A 23,001-nucleotide genomic window follows, 5' to 3' on the forward strand; every position below is an offset into this window, starting at 1 on the left:
CATTCCGAACAGAGCCGTTAAGCCCCGGTGCGCCCATGGTACTGCCTTCACCGGTGGGAGAGTCGGTCGCCGCCAACCTTGTTTCCCCAACGCCCCCGCCGCTGCCCCCAGCCGCCGGGGCGTTGTGCGTTACCACCCCCCCGGCCGCGCGGCAACGCCACCCCGGCTTCGAACGCGACGTTCGGTCCTTTAACCAATAAGTAGCCTCTAGTAAAAGGACTATGTCGCGCTTGGTGGCCACCAAACAGTTATATAATTTCGCTCTCAAATTTCAAGTGCATTATTTGTGCAAGTCTCACCGGCTCGTTACAGCCGAAGCCTTGATTGGCTGACGGTCCTGCTTTATGCTGTACTGGTTGGATTGGGCTGGGCTTGTATTTACGCATCCAGTTATTCGCCTGATGCGCCGACGACTTCATTAGGTAACTTGAGCTTCGAAAAGCTCATGGCCTTTAATTGGTTTAAGCAATTGTTGTGGATTGGCACAGCAGGGTTGTTAGTGGTGGTGCTTTTGGTGGTGGACTACAAGGCTTACGATACCCTGGCTTACGCCTTATATGGGGGGATGATTGTTCTGTTGCTGGTCACTATGGTTGTGGCCCGGCCCATCGCGGGTTCGCGGTCGTGGCTAGAACTCGGGCCGGTACGATTACAACCCGCGGAATTTGCCAAGTTCACTACTGCGCTGGCTGCCTCTCGGTTCATGGCCAGTACAAACCTCAGGTATCAGGACTGGCGTGACCAATTGGTGCTGGCAGGAATTACCTTGTTGCCCCCCCTGCTAATTATTGCGTCGAACGAATCTGGCCAGGCGTTGGTGTTTGGAGCGCTGTTGCTGGCCTACTTTCGTGAGGGAATGTCGCCCCTGATACTGTTGCTACTGGCAGCAGCGGGAGCCATTCTAGTGTTGGCCTTATTGGTGCCTAAGTTGTGGCTGCTAGTGGCCTTTACGCTACTGCTACTTATTGTACTGGGAGTTAACCGCAGGATACTGCGGCACCATTTGCTGCTTGCCGTAGGGGTGTGGCTTGTGACTGTGGGGATGGTGGTGGGAGTGGATTTGTTTTACAACAAAGTGCTTCAGGCTCATCAGCGCCAACGGATTGAAATACTGATTAACCCATCGGCGGACCCTTTGGGGAAGGGATGGAACGTTACGCAAAGCAAAATTGCAATTGGGTCAGGTGGGTTGCTGGGTAAAGGGTTTTTGCAAGGAACCCAAACAAAATTTGATTTCGTGCCCGAGCAAAGCACGGACTTCATTTTCTGCACGGTGGGGGAAGAGTTCGGTTGGGTGGGCAGTTTGGTCGTCATAGTGCTGTATTTGACGTTGCTCTGGCGCATTATTTACGTGGCGGAGCGGCAGCATTCGGTTTTTGGAAGGACGTACGGTTACTGCGTGGCAAGCGTGCTCTTCTTCCACATAACAGTGAACATGGGAATGACGATAGGTCTGGCGCCGGTGGTAGGAATTCCACTGCCGTTTTTCAGCTACGGCGGCTCTTCGCTGTGGTCGTTTACTGTTCTGCTTTTTAGTTTATTGGCGCTTGATGCTTACCGGAAGCAAGAATTGATTCGTTGAAAAAAGTGCGCCAGTGCGTAAAAACCAGCGCTAGTGCTGTACAAAAAACGGGAGCAATGAGGTAGCCCATGCGGCCTAAGTCGCCGGAGAGGAATATGTGGGTAGCAACGATTCCAAACAGACCTATTTCGGGCCAACCAAATGCATGTAAGACGGAAGCACCATTGCATTTTCGTCTTCTTTCCATCCAAAGCGCGATGGGAATGACTAACGTGAAGAGGCCGAAAATGCTGACTAATTCGCCAATGCCTTTGGCCGAAGCGGCTCGATGAATGGAATACGTAATGTTCTCGATGTGGCTCAAAGCATTGGTGAGGGATTGCGAAGCTGGGGCGCCGATGCGGTTATCAACAAAGCGATGCACGGCGAATAAGGCCGATACCCCGCCGGCCAGTGCGAGGAGCTGCTTGGGCCATGCCAATGCACCGCGGCCAAACCAGAACACCCACGGCACCAAGAAAAAAAAGGACTCCTTCGCCAACGGGCCCAGCAGCAGCACCAGTGTCAAAGCCCAGCCCGCGCCGCGGCCGCGGCAGACGGCGTAGTAAGCCAGGCCAAAAACCAGAAGATACAGGCTATCGGTGAGGGGGAGGCCGGCGGCGTAGGCGGCCCAACGGCTTGTGAGCACGGCCAGCATAGCCAGCGCCGCGGCCTCGGGGGAAGCGCCCATACGGCGTGCGGCGTTGAACCAACAAGCCGCTGCACCGGCCAGAACCAAGCAATTTACCAAGTAGAACGAGAGCCGTAGCGGCCAGGGCCCCGCTGGGCGCTGCGGCCAAATGCGGCCGTAGACTTTGGCAACGGGCACAGCCACGGCGGCGGCGGCGACGGGCACCAGCACCCGGTAGCGGTGCGTGACCCGAATGCTGTCGAACCGACCGGTGGCCATGCGCAGGTAGCTGCGCGTGTCGGGAGAGTGCGAGAAATCGAAATGCACGTACATCGGGTAGGCCAGGTTGGCCAGCACTGCTAGGGCCAGGAGCCACGGTAGCAGCCAACGCCGAAACCACGACCCAGATGCGGGCTGGTGTGGGGAAAACACGAGGCTAGGCAAACTTGCGCTCGATAAGCTTTAGCAGCTTGTTGACGTGTTCTTCCTTGCGCGCCCAATCGTAGCGTTGTGACAAGGCGCCGGTGACGTGGGCGCGGGCCTGGTCAGCGGTTGGCAGCGAATCGAGGTGTTGGATGGCGGCGTGGTAATCCATGTTTTCGCCGCCGAACAGCTCATTGATGAAGCTGAAGCGTTGGTTGATGGAAATGGCTTCGCGCAAAGTTTCGACCTTGGGCCCGGTGCGCTCGGCCAAAGAGGCGGGGGCGGCGGTAGCGCGCAAGGCTTCGGCCAAAGGCGAGGCGGCGGCTTGGCCGGCCCGAAGCTTTTCGTGGAGAGGCACACTGCCCGCATCCGGTTGCACCAAAGAGAGCGGGACGCGCCGCGCCGGTTCTTCCGGGGCGGTTGAAACCGTTTTTGAAAAGCTGGCTTCGGAAACGGCGACTTCCGGCGGGGCATCGCTGGCGGGCGCGGGAGTGCCCATAAACTGCGGAACAGCCACTGCGGGCGGTGCCGGGGGAACCGGAGTGGCGGCAACCGAAACCGGCTCGGGATGCGAAACAACCGCGGCGCCGGACACGGGTCCGTCCTCGAGTAGGTCGGCCGTGGTGAGGGGCAGCAAGGCGCTCAACTCGGCCACGAGGCGCTGCATGGGCTGGTGGGCCTTGTAATTGGCGGCGTGGTATAGCTCGAAGCGGTGCGTGAGAAACTCCCGCGTGAGGTCGCTGCTGGGGGGCACGTTGTCGACAAAGCCTTGGTAAAAAGCTTTGTCAACGTCGAGATACCGCAGGTGGTCGCGCAGACCGGCCAGGGTGGGCGGCTCGGCCGGGCCGAGGAGCAGCCGCTGAAAGCTGCCGGCTGGGTCGGCCACGATGCCGAGCGTATCAGCCGCGGCCTGGGCCAGCAGCGGCTCGAAGGCGGCCCGGCCCAGGCTGATGTGGCGCGAAAGCACGTTCATGAACTGCGCGAGGGCAGCTTGCACGGGCGCGGCTTCAAAATTGAAGTAGGGGCTGCGCAGGCGGACGGTTTCGGCCTGCCATTGGCCCAGCAGTTGGCGGACTACCAGCAGGTTGAGCTGGCGCACGGGCGTGAACTTGAGCACGGCGGGGCCGTCGAGCGTGGCGGCGGGCTGGGGGCCAAAGTGCTGGTCGCAGAGCCGGGCCGCCAAGCGGCGGCCGTAGTGCGCGCACTTGACGGGGCTATATTTGTCGTTCATAAAAAGGCCGGATTTCGTGGCCGAAGTTAGGCATAAATGGCCCTGCTGACGATTGAAAACCTGCCCGGCGCGGCCGTAGAGGTAGCTGCCGGGGCCACGCTGCTGGCCGCGCTGCAGGCCGCGGGCCACGACTGGATGCACGCCTGCGGGGCCAAAGGCCGCTGCACCACCTGCCGCCTGCAGGTGCAAAGTGGCCTGGAAAACCTCAGCCCGCCCACCGCGGCCGAACTGCGCTACCGGGCCGCCGGGCGGCTGCTGCCCACCGAGCGGCTGACGTGCCAAGCCGGATTGCCGGCGGGCAATGCCACGGGCCGCGTGCCCGAAGCCACCCAACTGCCCCACGTGCAATACGGCTAACCCGCCGCGCCCCGCGCGCTAAAACAGAGCCCAGCCGACGCGGGGTGGGAGACCAGCAGTTGGTCAGAGCGCCCGCGGCGGCGCCGCGCGGCGGGTGCGGGCAGTGCCGGTTCCGGCTCCGCCGTTCGTTCTTAACTTTAGGGTTCAAACCCTTTTTAAGCCCACCTGTACATTGTTTATTGAACCCCGCGTTGGCAACCGCCACAACGCCCCGCGCCGGGGCTGGATTGAAGTGGTGTGCGGCTCCATGTTTTCGGGTAAAACCGAAGAGTTGATTCGCCGCCTCACCCGCGCCCGCATTGCGCGGCAGCAGGTCGAAATCTTCAAGCCCGCCCTTGACACCCGCTACCACAACGACGACGTGGTGAGCCACAACGCAGCCCGCATCCGCTCGACCCCGGTGGCCGTGGCTTCCGAAATTCTGCTGCTGGCCGCCGGCTCCGACGTGGTGGGCATCGACGAGGGACAATTCTTCGACAGCTCGCTCGTGGACGTGTGCCAGCAGCTCGCCAACAACGGCACCCGCGTCATCGTGGCCGGGCTGGACATGGACTACCTGGGCCGCCCGTTTGGCCCCATACCGGCCCTGCTGGCCACGGCCGAGTACGTGACCAAGGTGCACGCCGTGTGCGTGTGCTGCGGCGAAATCGCCTCCTATTCTTACCGCATTGCCGCCAGCGAAAGCCAGGTCCTGCTCGGCGAAACCGAATCGTACGAAGCCCGCTGCCGGCCGTGTTTTCTGGGCGGTATGCAGGCCAAAGCAGTGGCCCCGGAGGTGCGGACGGCAGCCACGCACTAAACCGCCAGGCAATGCGTTGGCAAAACAGCTTTGTTGTTGCTATCATCCAAACCGTGTTTTGACTGCGTAATATGCTTCACTTTTTCCGTTGTTTGCTGGGGTTGACTGGGTTGTTGCTGGTGGCCGGAGCAGCTGGTGCCCAAAGCACCGCCGGCTACGGCGACTGGCAACTGCATTTGCCTTCCAACCGTCCGCTGCGGTTGGCCGATGCCGGCGACCGGGTGTACGTAGTGACCGAGAATGCCTTTTATTTCTTTGATAAAAAGCTGAATACTACGCAAGTGCTTTCGCGCCGCGACGGGCTGAACGATGTGAGCGTGGCGGATGTGGCCTACGACTCGGTGACCCAGCAAACGGTGGTGGTATACAGGAACACCAACATCGATATATTACGGCCCAACGGCAGCGTGCGCAACCTGAACGATGTGCTGCGCAAGACCATCCAGGGAGCCAAGCGAGTCAACCACGTGTCCATTGCGGGGGGGAAGGCCTACGTGGCGACGAGTTTTGGGATTGTGGCGCTGGACTTAACCAAGCTGGAAATCAGCGACACGTACGGTAGCATCGGGCCCGGGGGCGCCACGGTGGACGTGTACGATGTGACTGCGGCCAACGGGTTTCTTTACGCGGCCACGTCCACCGGGCTGCTGCGGGGGCAACAGTCCAGCAACTTACTCGATTACCGCAATTGGACCGTTTCCCGGCCGGTGCCAGCGGGGGCTTACCGGTTTCTGGCGGCTTTTGCCGGGCAGGTATACGCCACCGTGGACGGAGCAGGGATATTTAAATTCGTAGCCGGCGGCCTTGGCACGTGGCAGTCGGTGCCCAACACGTATTCCTTCATCTTCCGGGCCCTTCGCGCCAGCAGCACCGGCGTGTTCATCGTTGACGACGATGCCGGGGTGCGCCGGCTGGACGCCAACGGGGCGGTGGCGGCGGTGGTGCCGCCCACGGCTGGTACGTTCACCGTGGACGCCGCCCGGTCCCGCGACGGTAGCTACTATGTGGCCAACTACCAGCAGGGGCTGCAACGCGTCCGTGCTGGGGAGCCCACGGAGTCGTTCGTGGCCAATGGGCCGGCATCAAGCGTAGCTTACAGCATCTTGGCCGACGCCCGTAGCAGTACCGTGGACGTATTCACAGGTGGCTATGAAGAGCGTTACGGGCCCTTCGGAAGCCGAGGAGGCTTTTATGAGTATGCCAATGGACAATGGACCAACTTCAGCCCGCCGGCTTTGCCCGGCTCGGCCGCACCGGGTTCTGGCTTGCTGAATCCCGTGCGCGGCACCCGCACTCCCGACGGCACCCTCTACGTGGCGGCGTACGGCGGCGGCTTGCTGGAATGGAAAAATCCAGACGAATTCCGGGGATTTGGGGAAAATACTCCAGTAGGAACTCCGCTTCGCAGCTCGTTTTATGACTTGGTTGTCGACAAAAACCGGGTGGAGGTGATGGACGTGGCGGCCGATGCGGCGGGCAATGTGTGGGTGGTTAACCGCCATTTGCGGAACGGGGTGTCGGGCCTGTTCATTCTGGACCCGGTGGCCACTACCTGGCGGACCATTCCCTGGGTTCCCGGCTTTGAGGTGCTGGAGCGCATTGTGCTGGACGATAACGGCTACGCCTGGGTGTCGGTTTCCCGCAAGACAGACGGCAGCAGCCTCGGCTCAAGTGGCGGCCGCATCTTCGCCGTGGACCCGGCCGTTACCAGCCCCAACCCCCCCCGTGCCTTTACTTCCGCCAACGGCCTGCCGGACAACCAGATTTATGAGCTGGCCAAAGACCGGCGGGGCTATATTTGGGCCGCTACCATTAAAGGCGTGGCTGTTTTTAGCGACCCCAGCGGGCCTTTTGGGCCCGATGCCGCCTTCACCCTGCCGTTCGTGACCCGCGGCGAAGGCACGGGCTTTCCGGCGCTGTACACCGAGGCGGTGCGGTGCCTGGCCGTGGACGGGGGCGACCGCAAATGGTTTGGCACCGACAACGGCCTGTGGCTGTTCAGCCCCGACGCCGACGAAGCGCTGCTTCACTTCACCAAAGCCAACAGCCCGCTGCCGTCCGACCGCATCGTGGACGTGAAGGTGAACGACAAAACCGGCGAGGTGTGGGTGGCCACCGACGCCGGCGTGGTCACGTACCGGGGCGCGGCCAGCATCACCGAAGGCGCTCCGAAATGCACGGCGGTGTTTCCCAATCCCGTTCGGCCCGATTTTACGGGCATTATGGGCATCACTGGATTGGCCAACAACGCCGTGGTCAAAATTACCGACGTGGCCGGGCACCTCGTGTACGCCACCACCGCCAACGGCGGCACCGTGACCTGGAACATGACCAACGCCAACGGCCAGCGCGTGCGTTCGGGTACTTACCTCGTGCTGTCGTCGGACGCCGACGGCAGAAACAGTTGCGTGAGCAAAGTGGCGGTGCTCAGCAAGTGACGCCGACGCTGCGCTTAATGAAGAATGAGGAATGAAGAATGAGGAGTTAACAGCCCCACAATTCCTTGTTCTTCATTCCTCATTCTTCATTTAAGACCCATGTTGATTAAGACCCGGGGCATTGTCCTCAGCTACCTGAAATACCGCGAAACGAGCATCATTGCCCGCGTGTACACCGAGCGCCTGGGCGTGCAGAGCTACGTGGTGAACAGCGTGCGGAAAGCCAAGCCGCCGGGCCGCATTGCCCTGTTTCAGCCGTTTACGCTGCTTGAGCTGGTGGCGTACGTGGCCCGGGGCAGCGGCGGCCTCACCCGCCTGTCGGAGTTCCGGTGCGCCGAGCCGTTTCAGACCCTGCCCTACGAAGTGCAAAAAAGCAGCGTGGTCCTGTTTCTGTCCGAAGTAGTGGGGCGGGCCGTGCGCGAGGAGGAGCAAAACGAACCCCTCTTTCAGTTTCTGCACGACTCCATCCTCGCCTTCGACCAGCAAGCCACTGGCGCCGAAAACTTTGCCCTGGTCTTTCTGCTGCAACTGGCCACCTACCTGGGCTTCGGGGTGAGCGCGGGCGGGGAGCTGACCGACCAGGTAATCATGGCCGGCCACGCCGCCGTCACCAAGGGCGCCACCGGCCCGGCCATGCTGCGGCTGCGCGAATTTGACAGTTACTTCGATGAGCTGTTGCGCGCCCCAGCCACAAGCACCATTCCCAACGGCCGCGTGCGGCACGAGCTACTCAGCGTCCTCATCCGCTATTACCAGCTGCACGTCGAGCAGATGGGCGACATTCGCTCGCTGAACATCCTCTCGCAGGTGCTGGCAGAATAGGCAGCCGTCCGTTGCTCGTTGTCCGCGCCGGAGTCGAACGAGCTGACAACGGACAACGGACCAACGGACAACTATTTAAAATCAACCAGCTCCACTTCGAAGCGAAGTACCGCGTCGGCCGGGATGTCGGCGCCGGCACCGCGGGGGCCGTAGGCCAACGGCGAGGGAATAAGTAGCACCGCTTTGCTGCCTTTGGTGAGCATGGCAATGCCCTGGTCCCAACCGGCAATGACCTGGCCCGTGCCCAGGGAGAAGGCAATGGGCTCGTTGCCGTGCTTGGCCGACGAGTCAAACTCCTTGCCGGTGGCCAGCACCGTGCCCCGGTACAGCACGCGCACGGTTTGGCCCTTTTTAGGGGGCAAACCCTTGCCGGGCCGGGTTACCAGGTAATAGGTGCCGCCCGCCGTTTTCTTCGCCACCAGCTTGTTCTTTTTCAGGTAGGCCTGAATGGTCGCTGCGTCTTTCGTGGTTTGCGCCGCGGCCTTCAGCTGCGCTCGTTTGGCGGCTTCGGCCTGGAGCTTTTCCTGACGGGCCGTTATTTCCGCTACGGTGAGCAGCTCGCGGGCGCTGGCCAGCACCACCAGGGCATTGCCGCTGCTTTTGATGAACGGCGGCACGGGCTGGCGAAACGTTTTGGCAAACACGGTATCGGCGGGGAAGCGGAACACGGCGCTGTCGCCGGGCAGCAGCAGGCCCAGGGCTTCTTCCAGGCCGCCGGCCACGGGCTGGGCAGGCAGGGCCACCGGTTGCGGCGTGGGCTGCATTTGGCGCGAGTCCATCAGCACGGAGTCGCGGCCCGTGCGGAACACCATGAACACCGTCAGCACCTGCCCCGCGCGGCTGGCGTAGGGCGCATCGGTCGGGGCCAGGGTGCGCGGCTGGTAGCGGCCGGCCGCGTCTTTGCGGAAAAGACGGTACTCGGTGCCAGTGGGCAAGCGGGCGAAGTCGGCCCGACGCTTGAGCGTGCGCAAGCTGCGGGAAAGCGGACAGCGCGCAGACCGCGCCAAGCAGCAGATTTTTCATCTTGAAATTCATGGGGCGGGTGGTCAACGGCTACCCTGCAGCAGAGTATGGACAATAAACAACAGTTAACGGACGCTGACCACTTGCAGCTCGAACACCAGTTCGGTATTGGGAGGAATGGTAAAACGGGTGCTGTCGTCGCACGTGCGCACACCCGTGGCGCCGTGGGCCGGGGCCGCCGGCACCCAGCACCGCACCCGCGAGCCCGCGGGCACCAGCGGCAGCAATGCGTCCCAGCCCGGAATGACCTCAGCGGCAGCAATGCGTCCCAGCCCGGAATGACCTCGCCCCGGCCCACCCGGAAGCGCAGCGGCCCGCCCGAGGCGGCGGTGGCGTCAAAGACGTGGCCGTCAGGCAAAAAACTCACTTAGCGCACAGGCACGCGGCTGCCGGGCCGGGCCAGTGGCCCGGTGCCCCGCTCGTGAAACACGAAGTGCACTCCGCTCCGCGTGCGTTGCGTAACGAGGTGCGCCGTGTCGGCGCCGCAGGCGCACTGGGGGTACCGGGTATGGTAGGCTTCGCGCCGGGCTGGGCGCGGGCCTCCGCCCCGGCCAGCAGCAGGGCGTGCAGCAGCCCAAGGCTCCCCGCCGCCCGCCAAATGCCCGGTGCCCGTCCCACGGCAGTGGCCTTAGTAAACGTTGAGAACTTCTATTTCAAACAGCAGCGCCGAATCGGGCGGAATGCTAGGGGATTGACCGGTGGGGCCGTACATGAGGCGCGAGGGAATAAGCAGGAGCTTGCGGTCGCCTTGGCGTAGGAGCAACAGTCCTTCGGTAAAACCAGGCTTAGTCTCGGGGCTGCCGCCCGTGAATACGGCGCAGCCGCAGGCCGTGCGGTTATCGGCGGAGTTGTCGAAAATGCTGCCCGCCGGAAAGTTGGGGTTGCCCGACGAGGCAGGATAGCCCGTCGACCCGGGATGCGCGCCGTTGCTCAAAAACCGCCCGATGTACTTCACGCTCACCTGCTTGCCCGAAGTGACGGGTGCGCCCTGGCCGGCGACGATGTCGACCACGTACAAGCCAGAATTGGTGCGCGTGGCCTTGTCCGTCAGGTTGTTGCGCCTGAGGTAGCTTTGAATGGTATCCTCGTCAATAATTTTCAGCTGGTCTTCGTGCTCGCGCGCCTGCTTCTGGAAGGTTGTTTCGGAATTGCAGCTCCACAGGGCCGGAGCGGCCAGCAGCAGGCCGGCGGCCAGTGCCAAATAGCGCGAACGAAGCAGGAGGTTTTTCATGGCAGCGGGGCTAAAAACATTCCGGCCAACGGGACCCGGACGGTTGCGCCGCGCCGCCCGTTGGCCGGAATCAGAAACTACAAAATACTATTGGATGCCAACAAGTTCCACCTCGAAGCGCAGGGGCGAGTTGGCGGGAATGTCGGCGCCGGCGCCGCGGGTGCCGTAGGCCAGGGGCGAGGGAATGAGCAGGATGGCGCGCGAGCCCTTGTTGAGCAGGGCAATGCCTTCGTCCCAACCCGGAATGACGGCGCCCTGGCCGATGGGGAAGTCAATGGGCTTGCCGGCTTTGTCCGACGAGTCGAACACCTTGCCGCTGAGCAGCGTGCCGTTGTAGTTCACGCTCACCGTCTGGCCGGCGTTGGGCTTGGGGCCTTCGCCGGGCTTCAGCACCTGGTAGTAAATGCCGGACGGCGTTTTCTGCACCGTCAGGTTGTTTTTCTTGGCATAGTCCTGCAGCACGGCGTCGTCCTTTTTCATCTGGGCCACCACTTCGGGCGCGGCCATCATTTTGGCCTGCGCCTCTTTCTGGGCCTGCATCTGCTTGGCGTACTCGGGCGAGGCCAGGCGCTGCTTCATTTGGGCGGCCATGGCGCGCTTCTGCAGCTCGGGCTGCATTTCCTGGGCTTCTTTCTCGGTGATGAGCTTATTGGTGGTGGCCACGAACATCAGCACCACGTTGCCGCCGCGTTTGAGGTAGGGCGGCGCGGGCTGGCCCGCCTTGGGCTTGATGAGCGAGTCGACCTGGAAGCGGAATACGCCGCTGTCGCCGGGCTGAAGCAGGGATAGGGCCTCGTCGGGCATGCCTTTCTGCTGCAGTTCCTTCAGGGGCAGCGGCACGGCCATGCCCACGTCGCGGCGGGTGTTTTGCAGCACCGAGTCCTTGCCGGTGCGGTACTGCATGTTGCCGAGCAGGAACTTGCCCACTCGGTCTTTGTATGTTGGGTCGCCGTCGGGGCCGATTTCGCGCCGCTCGTAGTCGTTGCCGACCTTCTTAAAAATCTTGTACTCGATGCCGGACTTGGTCTTGGCAAATTCGCCACCGCCTTTGTTGCAGGCGGTGAGGGAAGCGAAGCTCAGCAGGCTGGCCGCCAGGACCAGCTGCCGCGCAGGGCGGGAGGAAAAACGCATGAAAAAGAAAGAAGTGAAGAGTCGGAAACGGTGCAAAGTTACGCCACCGGCGGCGCTACCGCCACGGGCACGCCGGTGAGCTGTTCCTTGTACTCGGGCAGGAGGCCCAGGAAGCGTTCCACCGTGGCGTCGAGCGGGTCGTAGCTGATGCCGCCCGAGGCGTTGTGGTGCCCGCCGCCGTCAAAATGCCGGCGCGAAAAGTCGCTCACCGAGAACTTGCCCACCGAGCGGAAGGAGATTTTGACGGCCACGCCGCGGTCAATAAACACGGCCGCAAACACGATGCCTTCGATGCTCAGCGCGTAATTGACCAGGCCTTCGGTGTCGCCGGTTTTGCTCTGGTACTGGCGCAATTCGTCCTGCGTGATGGCGATGTAGGCCGTGTTGAACTCGCGGTTGACGACCAGCTTGTCCTTCAGAATAAAGCCCAGGAAGCGGAGGCGGATTTCGGAGTGCGAGTCGTAGATGCGGCGGTGCACGGAGGAGAGGTCGATGTCGACCTTGAGCAGCTCGGCGATGATGAGGTGCACGTTGCGCGAGGTGCTGGGGTGGCGAAACGAGCCCGTGTCGGTCATGATGCCCGCGTACAGGGCCTCGCCGATGCCCTTGGTGATGAGGTCCTGACCGCCCAGGTCGCGGATGATTTCAAAAATCAGCTCGGCCGTGGCCGCCGCCGTGGGCACCGAAAATACGATGTCGGCAAAATTCTCGGGCTCCTGGTGGTGGTCGATGAGGACCTTGGTGGCGCGGGCCTGCCGCACGTACTCGCCCAGCTCGTTGATGCGGCCCAGGCAGCTGAAATCAAGGCAGCAGATGACATCGGCGCGGTTTATCAGGTCGCGCACCTGGCGGTCGTTCTGGCGGCGGTCGTACACCACCACCTCGTCGTTGCCCGCCATCCAGTTGAGGAAAGCTGGGTAGTCCGACGGCGTAACGACCGTCACGTGGTGGCCTTGTTGCTTGAGGTAGCCGGCCCAGGCCAGCGACGAGCCCAGGGCGTCGGCATCGGGCTTGTGGTGGGTGGTGATGACAACCTGCTTGGGCTGCGCGAACAGCGCCTGCAGGGCGGAAATGGAACTGGACATCGGCAACGGGATGGGCCCTGCAACGGAACTGAGGGCCGGAGGTTTACGAATAAATGGGGCGGCAAAAGTCGGAAGAAATCCGTTCTCAACAGCCAAGCGCCGGGGGAAGGTTCGTCCAAACTTGGCGAAAGCTGGCCGAAACCGGGCGAACGGGAAAGCATAATTTTCGCTATTCTTGTCTTTTTACCCTGAGTCCGCCATGAGAGTTTTGGATTCCCCGGCCGGGCGGACAGTGGGCCACTGGGCCGCCCCGGGGGCATTGCTGTCGCTGTTGCTGGCCCTGAGCGGTTGGTTTTACCACGATTCTATTCGGCTGTACCCGTCGTTTTTTCACGCCTGGGCCCAGGCCGACTGGCTGGCCATCGCCCTGCAGTTTCGGGCGCGGGGCTACGATTTTTTTCACCCCGCCACCTTCAACCTGCTCACCGACGACGGCGTGACCGCGGCGGGCTTCCCGGCGCCGGCCTACCTAACGGCCCTGCTCATGGGCCTCACCGGCTCGGCCGCCCCCGGCCTGATGCGGGGCGTGACGCTGGCCGCCGGCCTGGGCGGCGTTCTGGCCCTATTCGGGCTGGTGCGCCGGGCCAGCGGCTCGGCGCTGAAGGGCGGCGTGGCGGCCCTGTTTGCGTTCAGCAGCCCGATTTACGGGTACTACCAGGCTAATTTCCTGCCCTCGGCACCGGCCATTGCGGCGGTGCTGGCCGGGTACTACTGGTTCTGGCGGGCCCTGGAGGAGCCGGCCGCTGCTCCCGCGGCCGTCCGCCGGCGGCTGGTGGTGGCCGTGGCGTGGCTGGCGCTGGCGGCGGCCATGCGCACCCCCTACGCGCTGCCGCTGCTTTGCACCCTGGGCCACCTGGTGCTGCGGCCCCGGCGCACGGCTGCCACGGTGGGTTGGAGGGCGGTAGCGGCCGTGTACGGGGGGGCTTTCGGGTTGTTAATCCTTGACTTTAGCTACAACGAGCACCTGACCCGGACCCACCACGGGGCCATGTTTCGGGCGCGGCCGCTGCCCTTCAGCTCCTGGGCCGAGGCCGTGCAGGTAACCAAAGTGGTGCGCGAGTACTGGCTGTTTCGCCTGCTTAGCAAGCCGCAGTGGCTGTTGCTGCTGCTGGCCGCCGGGGCAGTGCTGGGCCAGCAGGGGCGGCGCCTGCTGCGCAGCGAGTGGGCGGGCCACTGGTTGGCGTTGGCGGGCGGCGGGCTGGTGTACTACGGCCTGATGGGCCCGCAGTACGGCATCCACGACTACTATTTGCTGGATACGTTCTTCCTGCCGCTGGTGCTGGGGTTTGGCGGGAGCGTGGCGGCGGTGCGGCTGGCCCGGCCGCGCGCCGCTTGGCTGGCGGCGGGCGCGGCGGCCCTGCTGAGCGCCGGGGCCGCGTGGCAGGCCCGGGCCGAACAAGTCCGGCGCATCTCGGTGCCCGCCACGGACCAGAACGTGGTGGCGCGCGACAATTTTCTGGGCAGTGCCCGCTGGCTCGACTCGCTGGGGGTGCCGCGCCGCGCCACGCTGCTGGTGCTGGATGCGCACTCCTATAACCTGCCCCTGCTGCTGGCCCAGCGCCGGGGGTGGACCGTGCTCCAAAACACGCCGGCCAACCTGCGTGCGGGCCTGGCCCGGCCCGCCGACTACGTTATCACCCAAAACGCCACCTACGCGGCCGAGGTCGTCAATAATTACCCGGCCATTGCCGCCTGCCTGCGGCCCGTGGCCGCCAATGGCCGCCTTACGCTGTGGCGCATCCGGCCGGTGTCGCTGGTGGCCCGCTGGCGGCTGCGCACCGATTTCGAAGCCTCGCTCGACCCGGCTAGGTGGGCGGGTACGGCCAGCGTTTCGGCGGGCCTGGCCGCCTCCGGGCGCCGGGCTGTTCGCCTTGCCGGCAACGAACGAAGCGGCCTGACCTACCACCAAACGGCGGCCGAGCTGGGCTTGCGCGCCGGCGAGCAATTATTGCTGGCGGCCCGGCATCAGACCAGCCCCGACGCGGGCGCGGAGCTGGTGGCCAGCCTGACCCCGGGCGCCGGTGGGGCCCCCTACTGGCGGCGGGTGGTGCCTTGCCGGCCCAGCCGGCCGGGCGACTGGGAAGCCGTGGGCGGCGCGTTGACGCTGCCGGCCATTCACGCGCCCGACGACGTGCTGCGGGTCGGCATTCGAAGGAGCGGGCCGGGCGCGGCGGTGCTCGATGACTGGGAAATGAGCCTGCTGCCGCGATGAGTTGGGGGTGCCCCGGGGCGGGGTTGGGCGCCGGCCGGGGAATTGGTAGTTTTGCGGCTTCATTTACCCATTCATTCCCCAACCTCGCCCCATGGCCACCAACCGCACATTCACGATGATTAAGCCCGACGCCGTTCAGGAAAACCACATTGGTGGCATCCTGCACATGATGGAGGCGGGCGGCTTCCGCGTCGTGGAGCTTCAGAAAATTAGCCTCACCGCCGAGCGCGCCGGACAGTTCTACGCCGTGCACGCCGAGCGCCCGTTCTACAACGACCTCGTGCGCTACATGTCGAGCGGCCCCATTGTGGCCGCCGTGCTGGAGAAGGACAACGCCGTGACCGATTTCCGCACCCTGATTGGCGCCACTAACCCCGCCAACGCCGAGGAGGGCACCATCCGAAAGAAATACGCCAAGAGCATTGAAGCTAACGCCGTGCACGGCTCCGACTCGGACGAGAACGCGCAGATTGAAGCCGACTTCTTCTTCGGGGCTAAGTAATTTTGACCAACCAACCATACGAAAAAGACCCACTTGCTTAACGCAGGTGGGTCTTTTTCTTTGTGCCAGAAGCAGACTATTTTTATACCAATCTTGTATTGCCGGGCTTACTTTAGCGGCTGAACCCGATGCGGCCGGCGGTTCTGCTTTCGCTGATGAAGTCAACTCTGTCGCGGTTGTAGAGGTCCGCCAAGGAAGTAGCTTCCGTCACGGGCTCGGTTTGGCCGAGGGCCGTGGCCAGGGCCTGGGCTTTTTCCTGGGCCAGGGGCTCGAACCGGTAGGAAGCAATGAGGCGGCCCTTTCGTAGCAAAGCCTTGTCAATGCGGGCCAACTCGGCGTTGAAAGTGCAGATAATCTGGATGTGGAAGCCATCGGAGAGCAGGCCGTCCGAGAGGTTCAGCAGGTTGCTGACGGCGTTGCCGCCGGGGCCGTCGCGCTTGGAGAGCAGCTCCTCGGCGTCCTCGATGAGCAGGATGGAGTTGGTGTTATCGTGGAGCAGGTTGATGAACTCTGGGTCGGCGATGCGGGCGGCCAGGTTGGGCGGAATGAACAGCTTGGGCTTGTCGGTGAGGCCGCAGAGGTGGCGGATGTAGCTGGTTTTGCCGGTGCCGGGCGGCCCGTGCAGGATGACGATGCCCTTCTCCTCGGGCTGCTGCAGGCGCCGCAGAATGGTTTCGTGCGCCGGCAGCAGGTCGTCGTTGTAGTGGGTGGCCAGGTCCAGCGTCGGGATTTTGATGGGCAGCGGCGAAAACTCCAGGTCGTTGAAAGCCAGGCGCAGCACCTGAATGCGCTGGTGCTCCAGCTGCCCGGTTTCGAGGTGGGCAGCGAGCACGGCCCGCAGCTGCGCGAGCAGGGCCGGGGCGGCCCGGGGCGAGTAGAGCAACTGGGCGGCGCGGTCGCCGTAGGTGCCCCGGTCGTAGAACCACAGCAGGGCATGCGGCCCCAGGTTGAGGGCGTAGTGGCTGATTTCGGCCGCCTTGCCCGCCTTCTCCACGTACACGGAATGGGCCACGGTGGCTTGTTCCAGGTCGTGGGTTTCGGCCAGGGTGGCCAGCACCGCCTGCCGGGCCCCGGCCTCGGCCAGTTGGTAAATTTCGCGGCGCGGCAGCACGCCAAACGCGGCGTAAAACCAGGAAATGGGCTGAAAGTACGGGTCGCGCTCGAAGCTCTGCGACAGGTCGGGGGTGGCTGCCAAGGGCGAAGAGGGCATCATTCCGTGCAGGGTCAAACCCCAAAAATACGCTTTACAAACCAGACAGCAGGCCGGCCAGCGTGGCCGAAAGGTACGAAGCCAAGGTGCCGCAAATCAAGGCTTTGAACCCCAGCTTGGCCAAATCGGCCCGGCGCATGGGGGCCAGCTCGCCAATGCCGCCCACCTGAATGGCAATGCTGCTGAAGTTGGCAAATCCGCAGAGCGCGAAGCTGGTGATGAGCAGGCCCTTGGGCGTCATGGCCTGGGCCGTGCGCTGCAGGGTGGTTAGGTCGAGGTAGGCCACGAATTCGTTGAGCACCATCTTGGTGCCCATCAGGCCGCCGGCGGTGGTGATGTCCTGCGTGGGCACGCCCATGGCCCAGGCAAACCCGGCGAACAGGTAGCCCAGGATTAGCTTGAGGCTGAGCTGCGGGAGGCCCACCAGGCCGCCCACGGCGCCCAGTAGGTAGTTGACCAGGGCAATGAGGGCAATGAAGCCGATGAGCATGGCAATGACGTTGAAGCCCACCTTGAGGCCGTCGGAGGCGCCGTGCGAGATGGCGTCCACGAGGTTGGCGTCCTGCTTTTTGATTTCGAGCTTCACCACGCCCTTGGTTTCCGAGATTTCGGTTTCGGGCCACACAATTTTGGAAATGACCAGCGCGCCGGGCGCGGCCATGAGTGAGGCGGCCAGCAAGTAGGGCGCGGGCACGCCCAGGGCAATGTACACGGCCATCACGCCGCCCGCGATGGTGGCCATCGAGCCCGACATGCTGGCCAGCAGCTCGCTCATGGTCATGCCCGGCAGGTAGGGCTTAATCATAATCTGGGCTTCGACCTGGCCCACGAAGGTGCTGGCCACGTTGCTCAGGGCTTCGGAGCCGCTCACGCCCATCAGCTTGTGCACCACCCGCGCCACCACGGCCACCACGCGCTGCATGATGCCCAGGTGGTAGGCCATGCTCACGAGCACGGCCACGAAAATGATGGTGGGGATGATTTGAAAGAAAAAAACGAAGGTGTTTTCGGCGCCAAAGGCCTTGGTGAGCACCGGCGTGTTCACCAGCGGCCCGAACACGAACGCGGCGCCTTCTTTCGAGAAGTCCAGAATCTTGGTAATGCCCGCGCCCAGCTTGGCGAAAATGTACTGGCCCGCGGTGGTTTTGAGAATAAACAGCGCCAACCCGAGTTGAATGGCCAGGCCCGAGCCGACGAGGCGGTAGTTGATGGCGCGGCGGTTGTTGGAGAGGGCAAAGGCCAAGCCCAAAATCAGCGCGATGCCGATGAGGCCGGTAAATCTTTCCATTTATTGATGCGGGAGCGGGGTTAGCTAAAAATGGCCAGGGCCGAATTGGCGAAAGATAAGGCAAAAAGGCGGCTGGCGGATGGCCGAAATTGTTGCTGGCTGCCCCGGCGCGGCGCCGGAGCCCGCGCCAATCCGGTCGTTTACCGCGGGCTTCGAGCCCTGGGCACGCGTTGGCCAGCCAGCAAAAAGACGTCTGCGCCGACCGCAACCGCAGGGCTTGGTGCGGCCCCCCGGCAGCGGGCCGGACCCGCGACAATGGTGGGGAGCGGAGCATGTAAAAAAAGTTTGTGAAATAATTTGGTTTATTAACCAAACTACTTTACGTTTGTACCGTTCAATCATTCATCCACCGTCGTACCGCCCCGAACCCATGGAAACCTCCGCCAGCTTCGCCCTCCGTTCCGCCGCCAGCCGCCTGGTTAATTTGCCCGTCTTCGCTTCGGCGCAGCCAGTGGCCCCGGCCAGCTTGCGGGCTTACGCTTTCACTTTTGTGTTCCGTGGCGCCGTGGTGATGGCCGCCGCTCTGGCCAACTACGCCCTGGAGCACGCAGGCTTTGCGGCCCCCTGGCTGCCGTGGATGGTGCTGATGCCCTTGGCTGCCGTGGTGCTGGCCGTGCGCGGTCGGCGGCAGCAGCGGCTGGGCCTGATGGGCACCACGCCCACCGACCGCCGGATGCGGCTGGTGCAAAAGAGCTTCGTGTTCACGCTGCTCTTCGCCATTGCCTGCGCCACCCAGATTGGCTGGCAGAACGCCCACCCGATTATTCTGGTGCTGTATGGAGTGGGCACCGTGGCGGCGGGGCGGCTACTGCGCTTTCGGCCCCTGGTGATGGGCGGCATCGCCGGCGGGCTACTGGGCGCCGTGGCCGCGGCCGTACCGGCCGATACGCAGTTGCTGCTCATTGCCGCCGCCATGCTGGTGAGCTACATTGTGCCGGGCGTATTACTGCACAAGCGGAGCCACGAGTAAATCCGACCGATGGTCATGCAATGCGTGGCAGCTCGTTTACGCAATTATTTCAGCTGTCAACAAAGGAATTGCTGCCCCCAGCGAGATGCTTCGACTGCGCGGACGCCAGATGAGCATGACGTGCTTTCTAATCCATTACCCCATCACCTATTTCCATGCAACTCACCGACGAACCGCTGTCCGCGCCCGACAGCTTGCGCCTGATTCAAAACATGATACAGGCGGCCAAGCAGGACCTGAGCGATAATTCCTTTGACCTGCTGCTGTGGGGCTGGCTGGTGCTGGCCTCGGCCCTGACCCACTACGGCCTGCTCCAGGTGGGCTACGACAAGCCCTGGCTGGCGTGGCCGGTGCTCATGGCCGGGGGCACGGTGGCGGCCTTCGTGCACGGGGCCCGCCGCGAGCGCCGCGAACGGGTGCGCACCGCGCAGACGGATTTTATGGTCTACCTCTGGGCCGGCTTTGGGGTGCTCATGCTGATGCTGATTGGGGTGGGTATTGCCTTTGGGTGGAGCCGGGCGTATCCGCTCATCATCGCGCTTTATGGCCTGGGCACGTTTGCCACGGGCGGGGCCCTGCGGTTTCGGCCGCTCGTCTGGGGCGGGGCGGCGTGCTGGGTGCTGGCCACGGTGGCCTTCCGGGCGGCCTTCGACACGCAGCTGCTGCTGGTGGCGGCGGCCGTGCTGGTGGCCTACGTGGTGCCGGGGCATTTGCTAAAAAGCCAGTACCGCCGTGGCCGCGCCGTTTAACGACCTCGACCCGCTGCTGCACTCGCAGCTGCGCCTGGCAGTGATGTCGCTGCTGCTGGGCGTGCGGGAAGCCGAGTTTACCTTTTTGAAGGAGAAAACCGGGGCCACCGCCGGTAATCTCAGCGTGCAGTTGGGCAAGCTCAAGGAAGCCGGCTACCTCACCCTCAACCGGGAGATGAACGGCAGCTACCCGCTCACGCGCTGCGCCATTACGCCGGCGGGCGTCGTGGCCTTCGAGAAATACGTGGCCGACCTGCAGCGCTACCTCAAGCCCGGCTAACCGCTTCCGGCACCCGATTACGCTGGCCGTTTCGGCCGCTTTAGTTTCCTTGTTTTCTGGATTTCCAGCCTCGTGGACCGCTTTTGCTGGTTCTCCGGGCCGCGCCTTGCCTTTTCTTACCTGCTTTTTTTTCACCTCATCATTCCATCACCATGAAAAAGTCCCTGTTTTCGCTGTTGTTGCTGATTATCGGCCTGCTCTCCTCGGGCCCGGCCCGGGCCCAGGCCGGGGGGAGCGCCGCGCTCGACCGCATCCAAAGCCGCCTGACCTGGCGCACCCCCGCCGATTCGGTGCAGCGCCTGGCGCTGGCCCTGGACGAGCTGCGGGCCCAGAAGCCCAACGCCATCCTTAGCTACTGGGGCGCGTTTGCGCAGTACCACCTGTATTTCCGCGCCGGCCAGGACAAGGCCCGCGCCGAGGCCGCCTTGAACAAAGGCATCGAGCTGCTGGAGAGCGTCCCGGCCAAAACCGCCGAGCACTACGCCCTGCTCTCGCTGCTGCAAGGGCTGAACCTGGAGTTTGCCAACTTCCTGACCATGCCATTCAAGGCCGGGACGGTGAAGGAAAACGCCGAGAAGGCCCTGGCCCTGGCGCCCAACAACCTGCGCGCCCATTACGCCCGCGGCATCAACGACTTCTACACGCCCAAGCAGTACGGCGGCGGCAAAGTGGCCGTCGCGCACTTCCTCAAAGCCATTGCCCTGGCCGACAAGCCCGACCCCAACCCCTACGCCCCCAACTGGGGCAAGGCCGACGCTTACTGCTACTTGGTCCAGGCCTACCAGGCCAACGGCCAAACCGAGCTGGCCCGGCAGTACGCCACCGAGGGCCTGAGCAAGTACCCCCAGCACGCCCGGCTGAAAGGGCTGGTGGCCAAGCTGTAGGCAGCGGCTCCAGCAGGACGGAAAAGAGTCCGCTGCCCACTGGTGCCAAGAGTCTATCAGAACAGGGCAGTGAATAAAGGAGAACGTCATGCAGAGCATGTGGCGCATCAAGCCAGGGACGAAGCATCTTGCCCGCTTCGCCAGGACCGTTCACCGAAGCAAGCGAGCTGCTTCGTCCCTGGCTTGATGCGCCACATGCTCTGCATGACGTTCTCCTGTGAGTCTATTGACTTGCCCTTCACGCCCTGAGCGGCCATAAGTACGGAACAATCGAAGCCTCCACCTTCCAAACAACCCACCATCGTGCCTTCCTGCCTCCTCATTTGCGCGCAGCAATGTCTGCGCTGCCTGGCCGCGCTGGGCCTGCTGCTGGCCAGTGTCGGCGCCGCCCGGGCGCAACAGCCGCAGCTGCGCGGCACCGTGGCCGACAAAGCCACCGGCGAGCCGCTACTCGGCGCCACCGTGCGGCTGGCCAACCCGCCCGGCGCGGGCACGGCCACCGACCTCGACGGGGCGTTTGCGCTGCCAGTAGTGAGTGGGCGGGCCGATACGCTCATCGTCAGCTACGTGGGCTACCGGTCGTGGCGCCTGCCGCTGACCGGGGCACCGGCCGCGCCGCTGGTGGTGCGCCTGGTGCCGGCCGACGTGCAGACGCTGGCCCAGGTGGAGGTGACGGCCAAGCGGCCCATTGCCGAGGATTTCATCGTGCGGGAGCTGAGCTTCCTGCAAATCGTGACCAACCCGGCCGCGGCGGCCGACCCGCTGCTGGCCGTGCGCACCCTGCCCGCCGCCACCAACACCGACGAGTCGGCCAGCATCAGCCTGCGCGGCTCCGACCCCAGCCAGACCGGCATCTACCTCAACAACGTGCCCATCTACGACGCCGTGAAGTTTGCCCAGCTCAGCGGGCTGGGCACGTTCGGCATTTTCAGCGTCGATTTGGTGAAGTCGGTGCTGGTATTTCCGAGCAACCCGCCGCTGGAGTTCGGCAACGCCGGGGCCGGCCTCGTGAGCCTGAGCACCGATGAGAAACCGCGCGCCCGCTTCCTGCAAGCCTCGCTGGGGCTGGCCAACTCGGGCCTGCTGGCCGGTACGCCGGTGGGCCGCCGGGGCATGGTGAAAGCCTACGTCAACGCCCAGGACGGCCGCTTGCTGAGCGCCGTGAACCCGGCCGCGTTCCGGCGCCTGCCCCGGCTGGGCCTGGTGGACGGCGGCGTGCACTTCGCCACCAAAGTCGGCGAATACGGCACTTTCAAAGCCTTTGCCTACGGCATCGCCGAGCGCTACGCCTACCGCGTGCAAGACGGCTCCCTGCGGGATAACTACCGCTACGAAAACCGCCGCGGCTTCGTCACGCTCAGCTACGAGCAGGCCTGGGCCCGCGCCGACCTGGCCCTGGCACAGGGCCTGAGCCTGCGCCGCGCCGACGACGCCGTGGGCACCTACCGCACCATCCGCCGCGGCCGCGACGCCTACGCCGCCCTGCACTACCGCCGCTACTGGACCGACGCTTTCTCGACCCGCGCCGGCCTGAGCTACGACGAGCGGCAGCTGGACGTGGCCGGCCGTTTCCCCACCGTGCCCGGCAGCCTCGACCCGGCCCTGCCCACCTACGAAGCCGCCTTCGGCCGCGGCCGCACCCTGTGGGAAGCCTACCAGTACACCAAGCTGCGCCGCGGGGCTTGGACCGCCGGGGCCGGCCTGCGCCTGAACGCCTGGCCGCGCCCGGCCCAACCCGGCTACGCTAGCGCCCAGCTCAACCTGCGGCGCGACCTCGACGCGCGCCAGTTTCTGAACCTCTCGGGCGGGCAGTACACGGCCGTCGCGGCGCCCGAGGCCTTGCAGTTTCCGTTTCTGCGCACCCGCACCCGCCAGTTGGCCCTCGACTACAGCTTTGCCCGCCCGGGGCTGACGGTGGCCGCCGCCGTGTACGCCAAGGACGAACAGTCTTTGGTGACCAAGCGGCTGGTAGGGCTGGAGGCCTACGCCGAGCGCACGTTCGGCCCGCACTTCCGGGCCGACGTGGCGGTGGCCACCGTGCGGGCCGGGCAGTTCCGGTTCGACGCGCAGGACCCCCGCGCCCGGGAGCTGGCCCGCACCCAGCAGCGTTATGATTTGCCCTTCTCGGTGAAGAGTAACCTGCGGCTGGCCGGCAAGTGGGGCGAGCTGGGGGC

The 23,001-nt window shown here is 64.1% G+C and carries 21 protein-coding genes and 1 pseudogene; 12 read left to right on the plus strand and 10 right to left on the minus strand.

Going from position 1 to position 23,001, the window contains the following annotated elements; translation table 11 throughout:
* Positions 1–286: 286 nt before the first annotated feature.
* Positions 287–1,582, plus strand: coding sequence for a rod shape-determining protein RodA (gene rodA / locus RMO51_RS21615; RefSeq protein ID WP_310398069.1), 1,296 nt, complete (start codon positions 287–289; stop codon positions 1,580–1,582).
* On the opposite strand, the gene RMO51_RS21620 is transcribed toward rodA, so the two are convergent.
* Positions 1,533–2,549 carry a hypothetical protein gene (locus tag RMO51_RS21620; RefSeq protein WP_310398070.1) on the minus strand — a complete coding sequence of 339 codons (1,017 nt, stop codon included), beginning with the start codon at positions 2,547–2,549 and terminating at the stop codon, positions 1,533–1,535. The two genes, rodA and RMO51_RS21620, sit on opposite strands and share 50 nt — an antisense overlap.
* Before the next feature lie 79 nt (positions 2,550–2,628).
* The gene (locus RMO51_RS21625; RefSeq protein ID WP_310398071.1) at positions 2,629–3,846 is read right to left on the minus strand and encodes a hypothetical protein; all 1,218 of its coding nucleotides are present in this window, start codon (positions 3,844–3,846) and stop codon (positions 2,629–2,631) included.
* A 36-nt stretch (positions 3,847–3,882) separates the two neighbouring features.
* Here RMO51_RS21625 and RMO51_RS21630 point away from each other — a divergent pair, with 36 nt between their 5' ends.
* The 4 genes from RMO51_RS21630 to recO all read left to right on the plus strand — a co-directional run bounded on the left by RMO51_RS21630 (position 3,883) and on the right by recO (position 8,262).
* Positions 3,883–4,203, plus strand: a complete 321-nt coding sequence (locus tag RMO51_RS21630; protein WP_310398072.1) for a 2Fe-2S iron-sulfur cluster-binding protein — start codon at positions 3,883–3,885, stop codon at positions 4,201–4,203.
* Between the two features lie 172 nt (positions 4,204–4,375).
* Positions 4,376–5,002: a thymidine kinase gene (locus tag RMO51_RS21635; protein ID WP_310398073.1), complete on the plus strand. Its 627-nt coding sequence runs from the start codon at positions 4,376–4,378 to the stop codon at positions 5,000–5,002.
* A 71-nt stretch (positions 5,003–5,073) separates the two neighbouring features.
* A complete protein-coding gene (locus RMO51_RS21640; RefSeq protein WP_310398074.1) occupies positions 5,074–7,440 on the plus strand; it encodes a two-component regulator propeller domain-containing protein in 2,367 nt (788 codons plus the stop codon).
* A 99-nt stretch (positions 7,441–7,539) separates the two neighbouring features.
* Entirely contained in the window at positions 7,540–8,262 is a 723-nt protein-coding gene (recO, locus tag RMO51_RS21645; RefSeq protein WP_310398075.1) for a DNA repair protein RecO, read from the plus strand.
* A gap of 71 nt (positions 8,263–8,333) precedes the next feature.
* Here the strand turns inward: recO and RMO51_RS21650 are convergent, their stop codons facing one another.
* The 6 genes and pseudogenes from RMO51_RS21650 to RMO51_RS21670 form a co-directional block, all read right to left on the minus strand.
* On the minus strand, positions 8,334–9,233 hold the full coding sequence (locus tag RMO51_RS21650) for an FKBP-type peptidyl-prolyl cis-trans isomerase (RefSeq protein ID WP_310398076.1): 900 nt from the start codon (positions 9,231–9,233) through the stop codon (positions 8,334–8,336).
* A gap of 117 nt (positions 9,234–9,350) precedes the next feature.
* The gene (locus tag RMO51_RS21655) at positions 9,351–9,512 is read right to left on the minus strand and encodes a hypothetical protein (protein ID WP_409025060.1); all 162 of its coding nucleotides are present in this window, start codon (positions 9,510–9,512) and stop codon (positions 9,351–9,353) included.
* Between the two features lie 41 nt (positions 9,513–9,553).
* Positions 9,554–9,652: pseudogene (locus tag RMO51_RS22640) on the minus strand (FKBP-type peptidyl-prolyl cis-trans isomerase); the annotation flags it as partial.
* Positions 9,653–9,913: 261 nt separating this feature from the next.
* On the minus strand, positions 9,914–10,516 hold the full coding sequence (locus RMO51_RS21660) for an FKBP-type peptidyl-prolyl cis-trans isomerase (RefSeq protein ID WP_310398077.1): 603 nt from the start codon (positions 10,514–10,516) through the stop codon (positions 9,914–9,916).
* Between the two features lie 87 nt (positions 10,517–10,603).
* Positions 10,604–11,647: an FKBP-type peptidyl-prolyl cis-trans isomerase gene (locus RMO51_RS21665; RefSeq protein WP_310398078.1), complete on the minus strand. Its 1,044-nt coding sequence runs from the start codon at positions 11,645–11,647 to the stop codon at positions 10,604–10,606.
* A 38-nt stretch (positions 11,648–11,685) separates the two neighbouring features.
* Positions 11,686–12,732, minus strand: coding sequence for a DHH family phosphoesterase (locus tag RMO51_RS21670; RefSeq protein ID WP_310398079.1), 1,047 nt, complete (start codon positions 12,730–12,732; stop codon positions 11,686–11,688).
* A gap of 199 nt (positions 12,733–12,931) precedes the next feature.
* Between RMO51_RS21670 and RMO51_RS21675 the strand changes: the two genes are divergently transcribed.
* The gene (locus tag RMO51_RS21675; RefSeq protein ID WP_310398080.1) at positions 12,932–14,944 is read left to right on the plus strand and encodes a hypothetical protein; all 2,013 of its coding nucleotides are present in this window, start codon (positions 12,932–12,934) and stop codon (positions 14,942–14,944) included.
* 91 nt (positions 14,945–15,035) lie between these two features.
* Positions 15,036–15,446: a nucleoside-diphosphate kinase gene (locus tag RMO51_RS21680; protein ID WP_310398081.1), complete on the plus strand. Its 411-nt coding sequence runs from the start codon at positions 15,036–15,038 to the stop codon at positions 15,444–15,446.
* Positions 15,447–15,558: 112 nt separating this feature from the next.
* Here the strand turns inward: RMO51_RS21680 and RMO51_RS21685 are convergent, their stop codons facing one another.
* Both RMO51_RS21685 and RMO51_RS21690 read right to left on the minus strand, forming a co-directional pair.
* A complete protein-coding gene (locus tag RMO51_RS21685; RefSeq protein WP_310398082.1) occupies positions 15,559–16,659 on the minus strand; it encodes an AAA family ATPase in 1,101 nt (366 codons plus the stop codon).
* A 31-nt stretch (positions 16,660–16,690) separates the two neighbouring features.
* A complete protein-coding gene (locus RMO51_RS21690; RefSeq protein ID WP_310398083.1) occupies positions 16,691–17,944 on the minus strand; it encodes a nucleoside transporter C-terminal domain-containing protein in 1,254 nt (417 codons plus the stop codon).
* A 370-nt stretch (positions 17,945–18,314) separates the two neighbouring features.
* On the opposite strand from RMO51_RS21690, the gene RMO51_RS21695 reads away from it, so the two are divergent.
* From RMO51_RS21695 to RMO51_RS21715, 5 genes are all read left to right on the plus strand, one after another.
* Positions 18,315–18,914 carry a hypothetical protein gene (locus RMO51_RS21695; RefSeq protein ID WP_310398084.1) on the plus strand — a complete coding sequence of 200 codons (600 nt, stop codon included), beginning with the start codon at positions 18,315–18,317 and terminating at the stop codon, positions 18,912–18,914.
* A 155-nt stretch (positions 18,915–19,069) separates the two neighbouring features.
* On the plus strand, positions 19,070–19,663 hold the full coding sequence (locus tag RMO51_RS21700; RefSeq protein ID WP_310398085.1) for a hypothetical protein: 594 nt from the start codon (positions 19,070–19,072) through the stop codon (positions 19,661–19,663).
* Positions 19,647–19,943: a transcriptional regulator gene (locus tag RMO51_RS21705; RefSeq protein ID WP_310398086.1), complete on the plus strand. Its 297-nt coding sequence runs from the start codon at positions 19,647–19,649 to the stop codon at positions 19,941–19,943. The genes RMO51_RS21700 and RMO51_RS21705 overlap by 17 nt, the downstream gene beginning before the upstream one ends.
* Positions 19,944–20,095: 152 nt before the next feature.
* On the plus strand, positions 20,096–20,827 hold the full coding sequence (locus tag RMO51_RS21710; RefSeq protein WP_310398087.1) for a hypothetical protein: 732 nt from the start codon (positions 20,096–20,098) through the stop codon (positions 20,825–20,827).
* A 303-nt stretch (positions 20,828–21,130) separates the two neighbouring features.
* Positions 21,131–23,001: carboxypeptidase-like regulatory domain-containing protein (locus tag RMO51_RS21715; protein ID WP_310398088.1), on the plus strand; the 1,871-nt coding region annotated here is incomplete at its 3' end.

This window comes from Hymenobacter sp. (assembly GCF_031398885.1).
GTDB lineage: Bacteria > Bacteroidota > Bacteroidia > Cytophagales > Hymenobacteraceae > Hymenobacter.

Coding starts and splice junctions, on each gene's coding strand:
- RMO51_RS21625 (WP_310398071.1), bottom strand. CDS start 3,846: ATGAACGACAAATATAGCCCCGTCAAGTGCGCGCACTACGGCCGCCGC.
- RMO51_RS21630 (WP_310398072.1), top strand. CDS start 3,883: ATGGCCCTGCTGACGATTGAAAACCTGCCCGGCGCGGCCGTAGAGGTA.
- RMO51_RS21640 (WP_310398074.1), top strand. CDS start 5,074: ATGCTTCACTTTTTCCGTTGTTTGCTGGGGTTGACTGGGTTGTTGCTG.
- recO (WP_310398075.1), top strand. CDS start 7,540: ATGTTGATTAAGACCCGGGGCATTGTCCTCAGCTACCTGAAATACCGC.
- RMO51_RS21660 (WP_310398077.1), bottom strand. CDS start 10,516: ATGAAAAACCTCCTGCTTCGTTCGCGCTATTTGGCACTGGCCGCCGGC.
- RMO51_RS21665 (WP_310398078.1), bottom strand. CDS start 11,647: ATGCGTTTTTCCTCCCGCCCTGCGCGGCAGCTGGTCCTGGCGGCCAGC.
- RMO51_RS21670 (WP_310398079.1), bottom strand. CDS start 12,732: ATGTCCAGTTCCATTTCCGCCCTGCAGGCGCTGTTCGCGCAGCCCAAG.
- RMO51_RS21675 (WP_310398080.1), top strand. CDS start 12,932: ATGAGAGTTTTGGATTCCCCGGCCGGGCGGACAGTGGGCCACTGGGCC.
- RMO51_RS21680 (WP_310398081.1), top strand. CDS start 15,036: ATGGCCACCAACCGCACATTCACGATGATTAAGCCCGACGCCGTTCAG.
- RMO51_RS21685 (WP_310398082.1), bottom strand. CDS start 16,659: ATGATGCCCTCTTCGCCCTTGGCAGCCACCCCCGACCTGTCGCAGAGC.
- RMO51_RS21690 (WP_310398083.1), bottom strand. CDS start 17,944: ATGGAAAGATTTACCGGCCTCATCGGCATCGCGCTGATTTTGGGCTTG.
- RMO51_RS21695 (WP_310398084.1), top strand. CDS start 18,315: ATGGAAACCTCCGCCAGCTTCGCCCTCCGTTCCGCCGCCAGCCGCCTG.
- RMO51_RS21700 (WP_310398085.1), top strand. CDS start 19,070: ATGCAACTCACCGACGAACCGCTGTCCGCGCCCGACAGCTTGCGCCTG.
- RMO51_RS21710 (WP_310398087.1), top strand. CDS start 20,096: ATGAAAAAGTCCCTGTTTTCGCTGTTGTTGCTGATTATCGGCCTGCTC.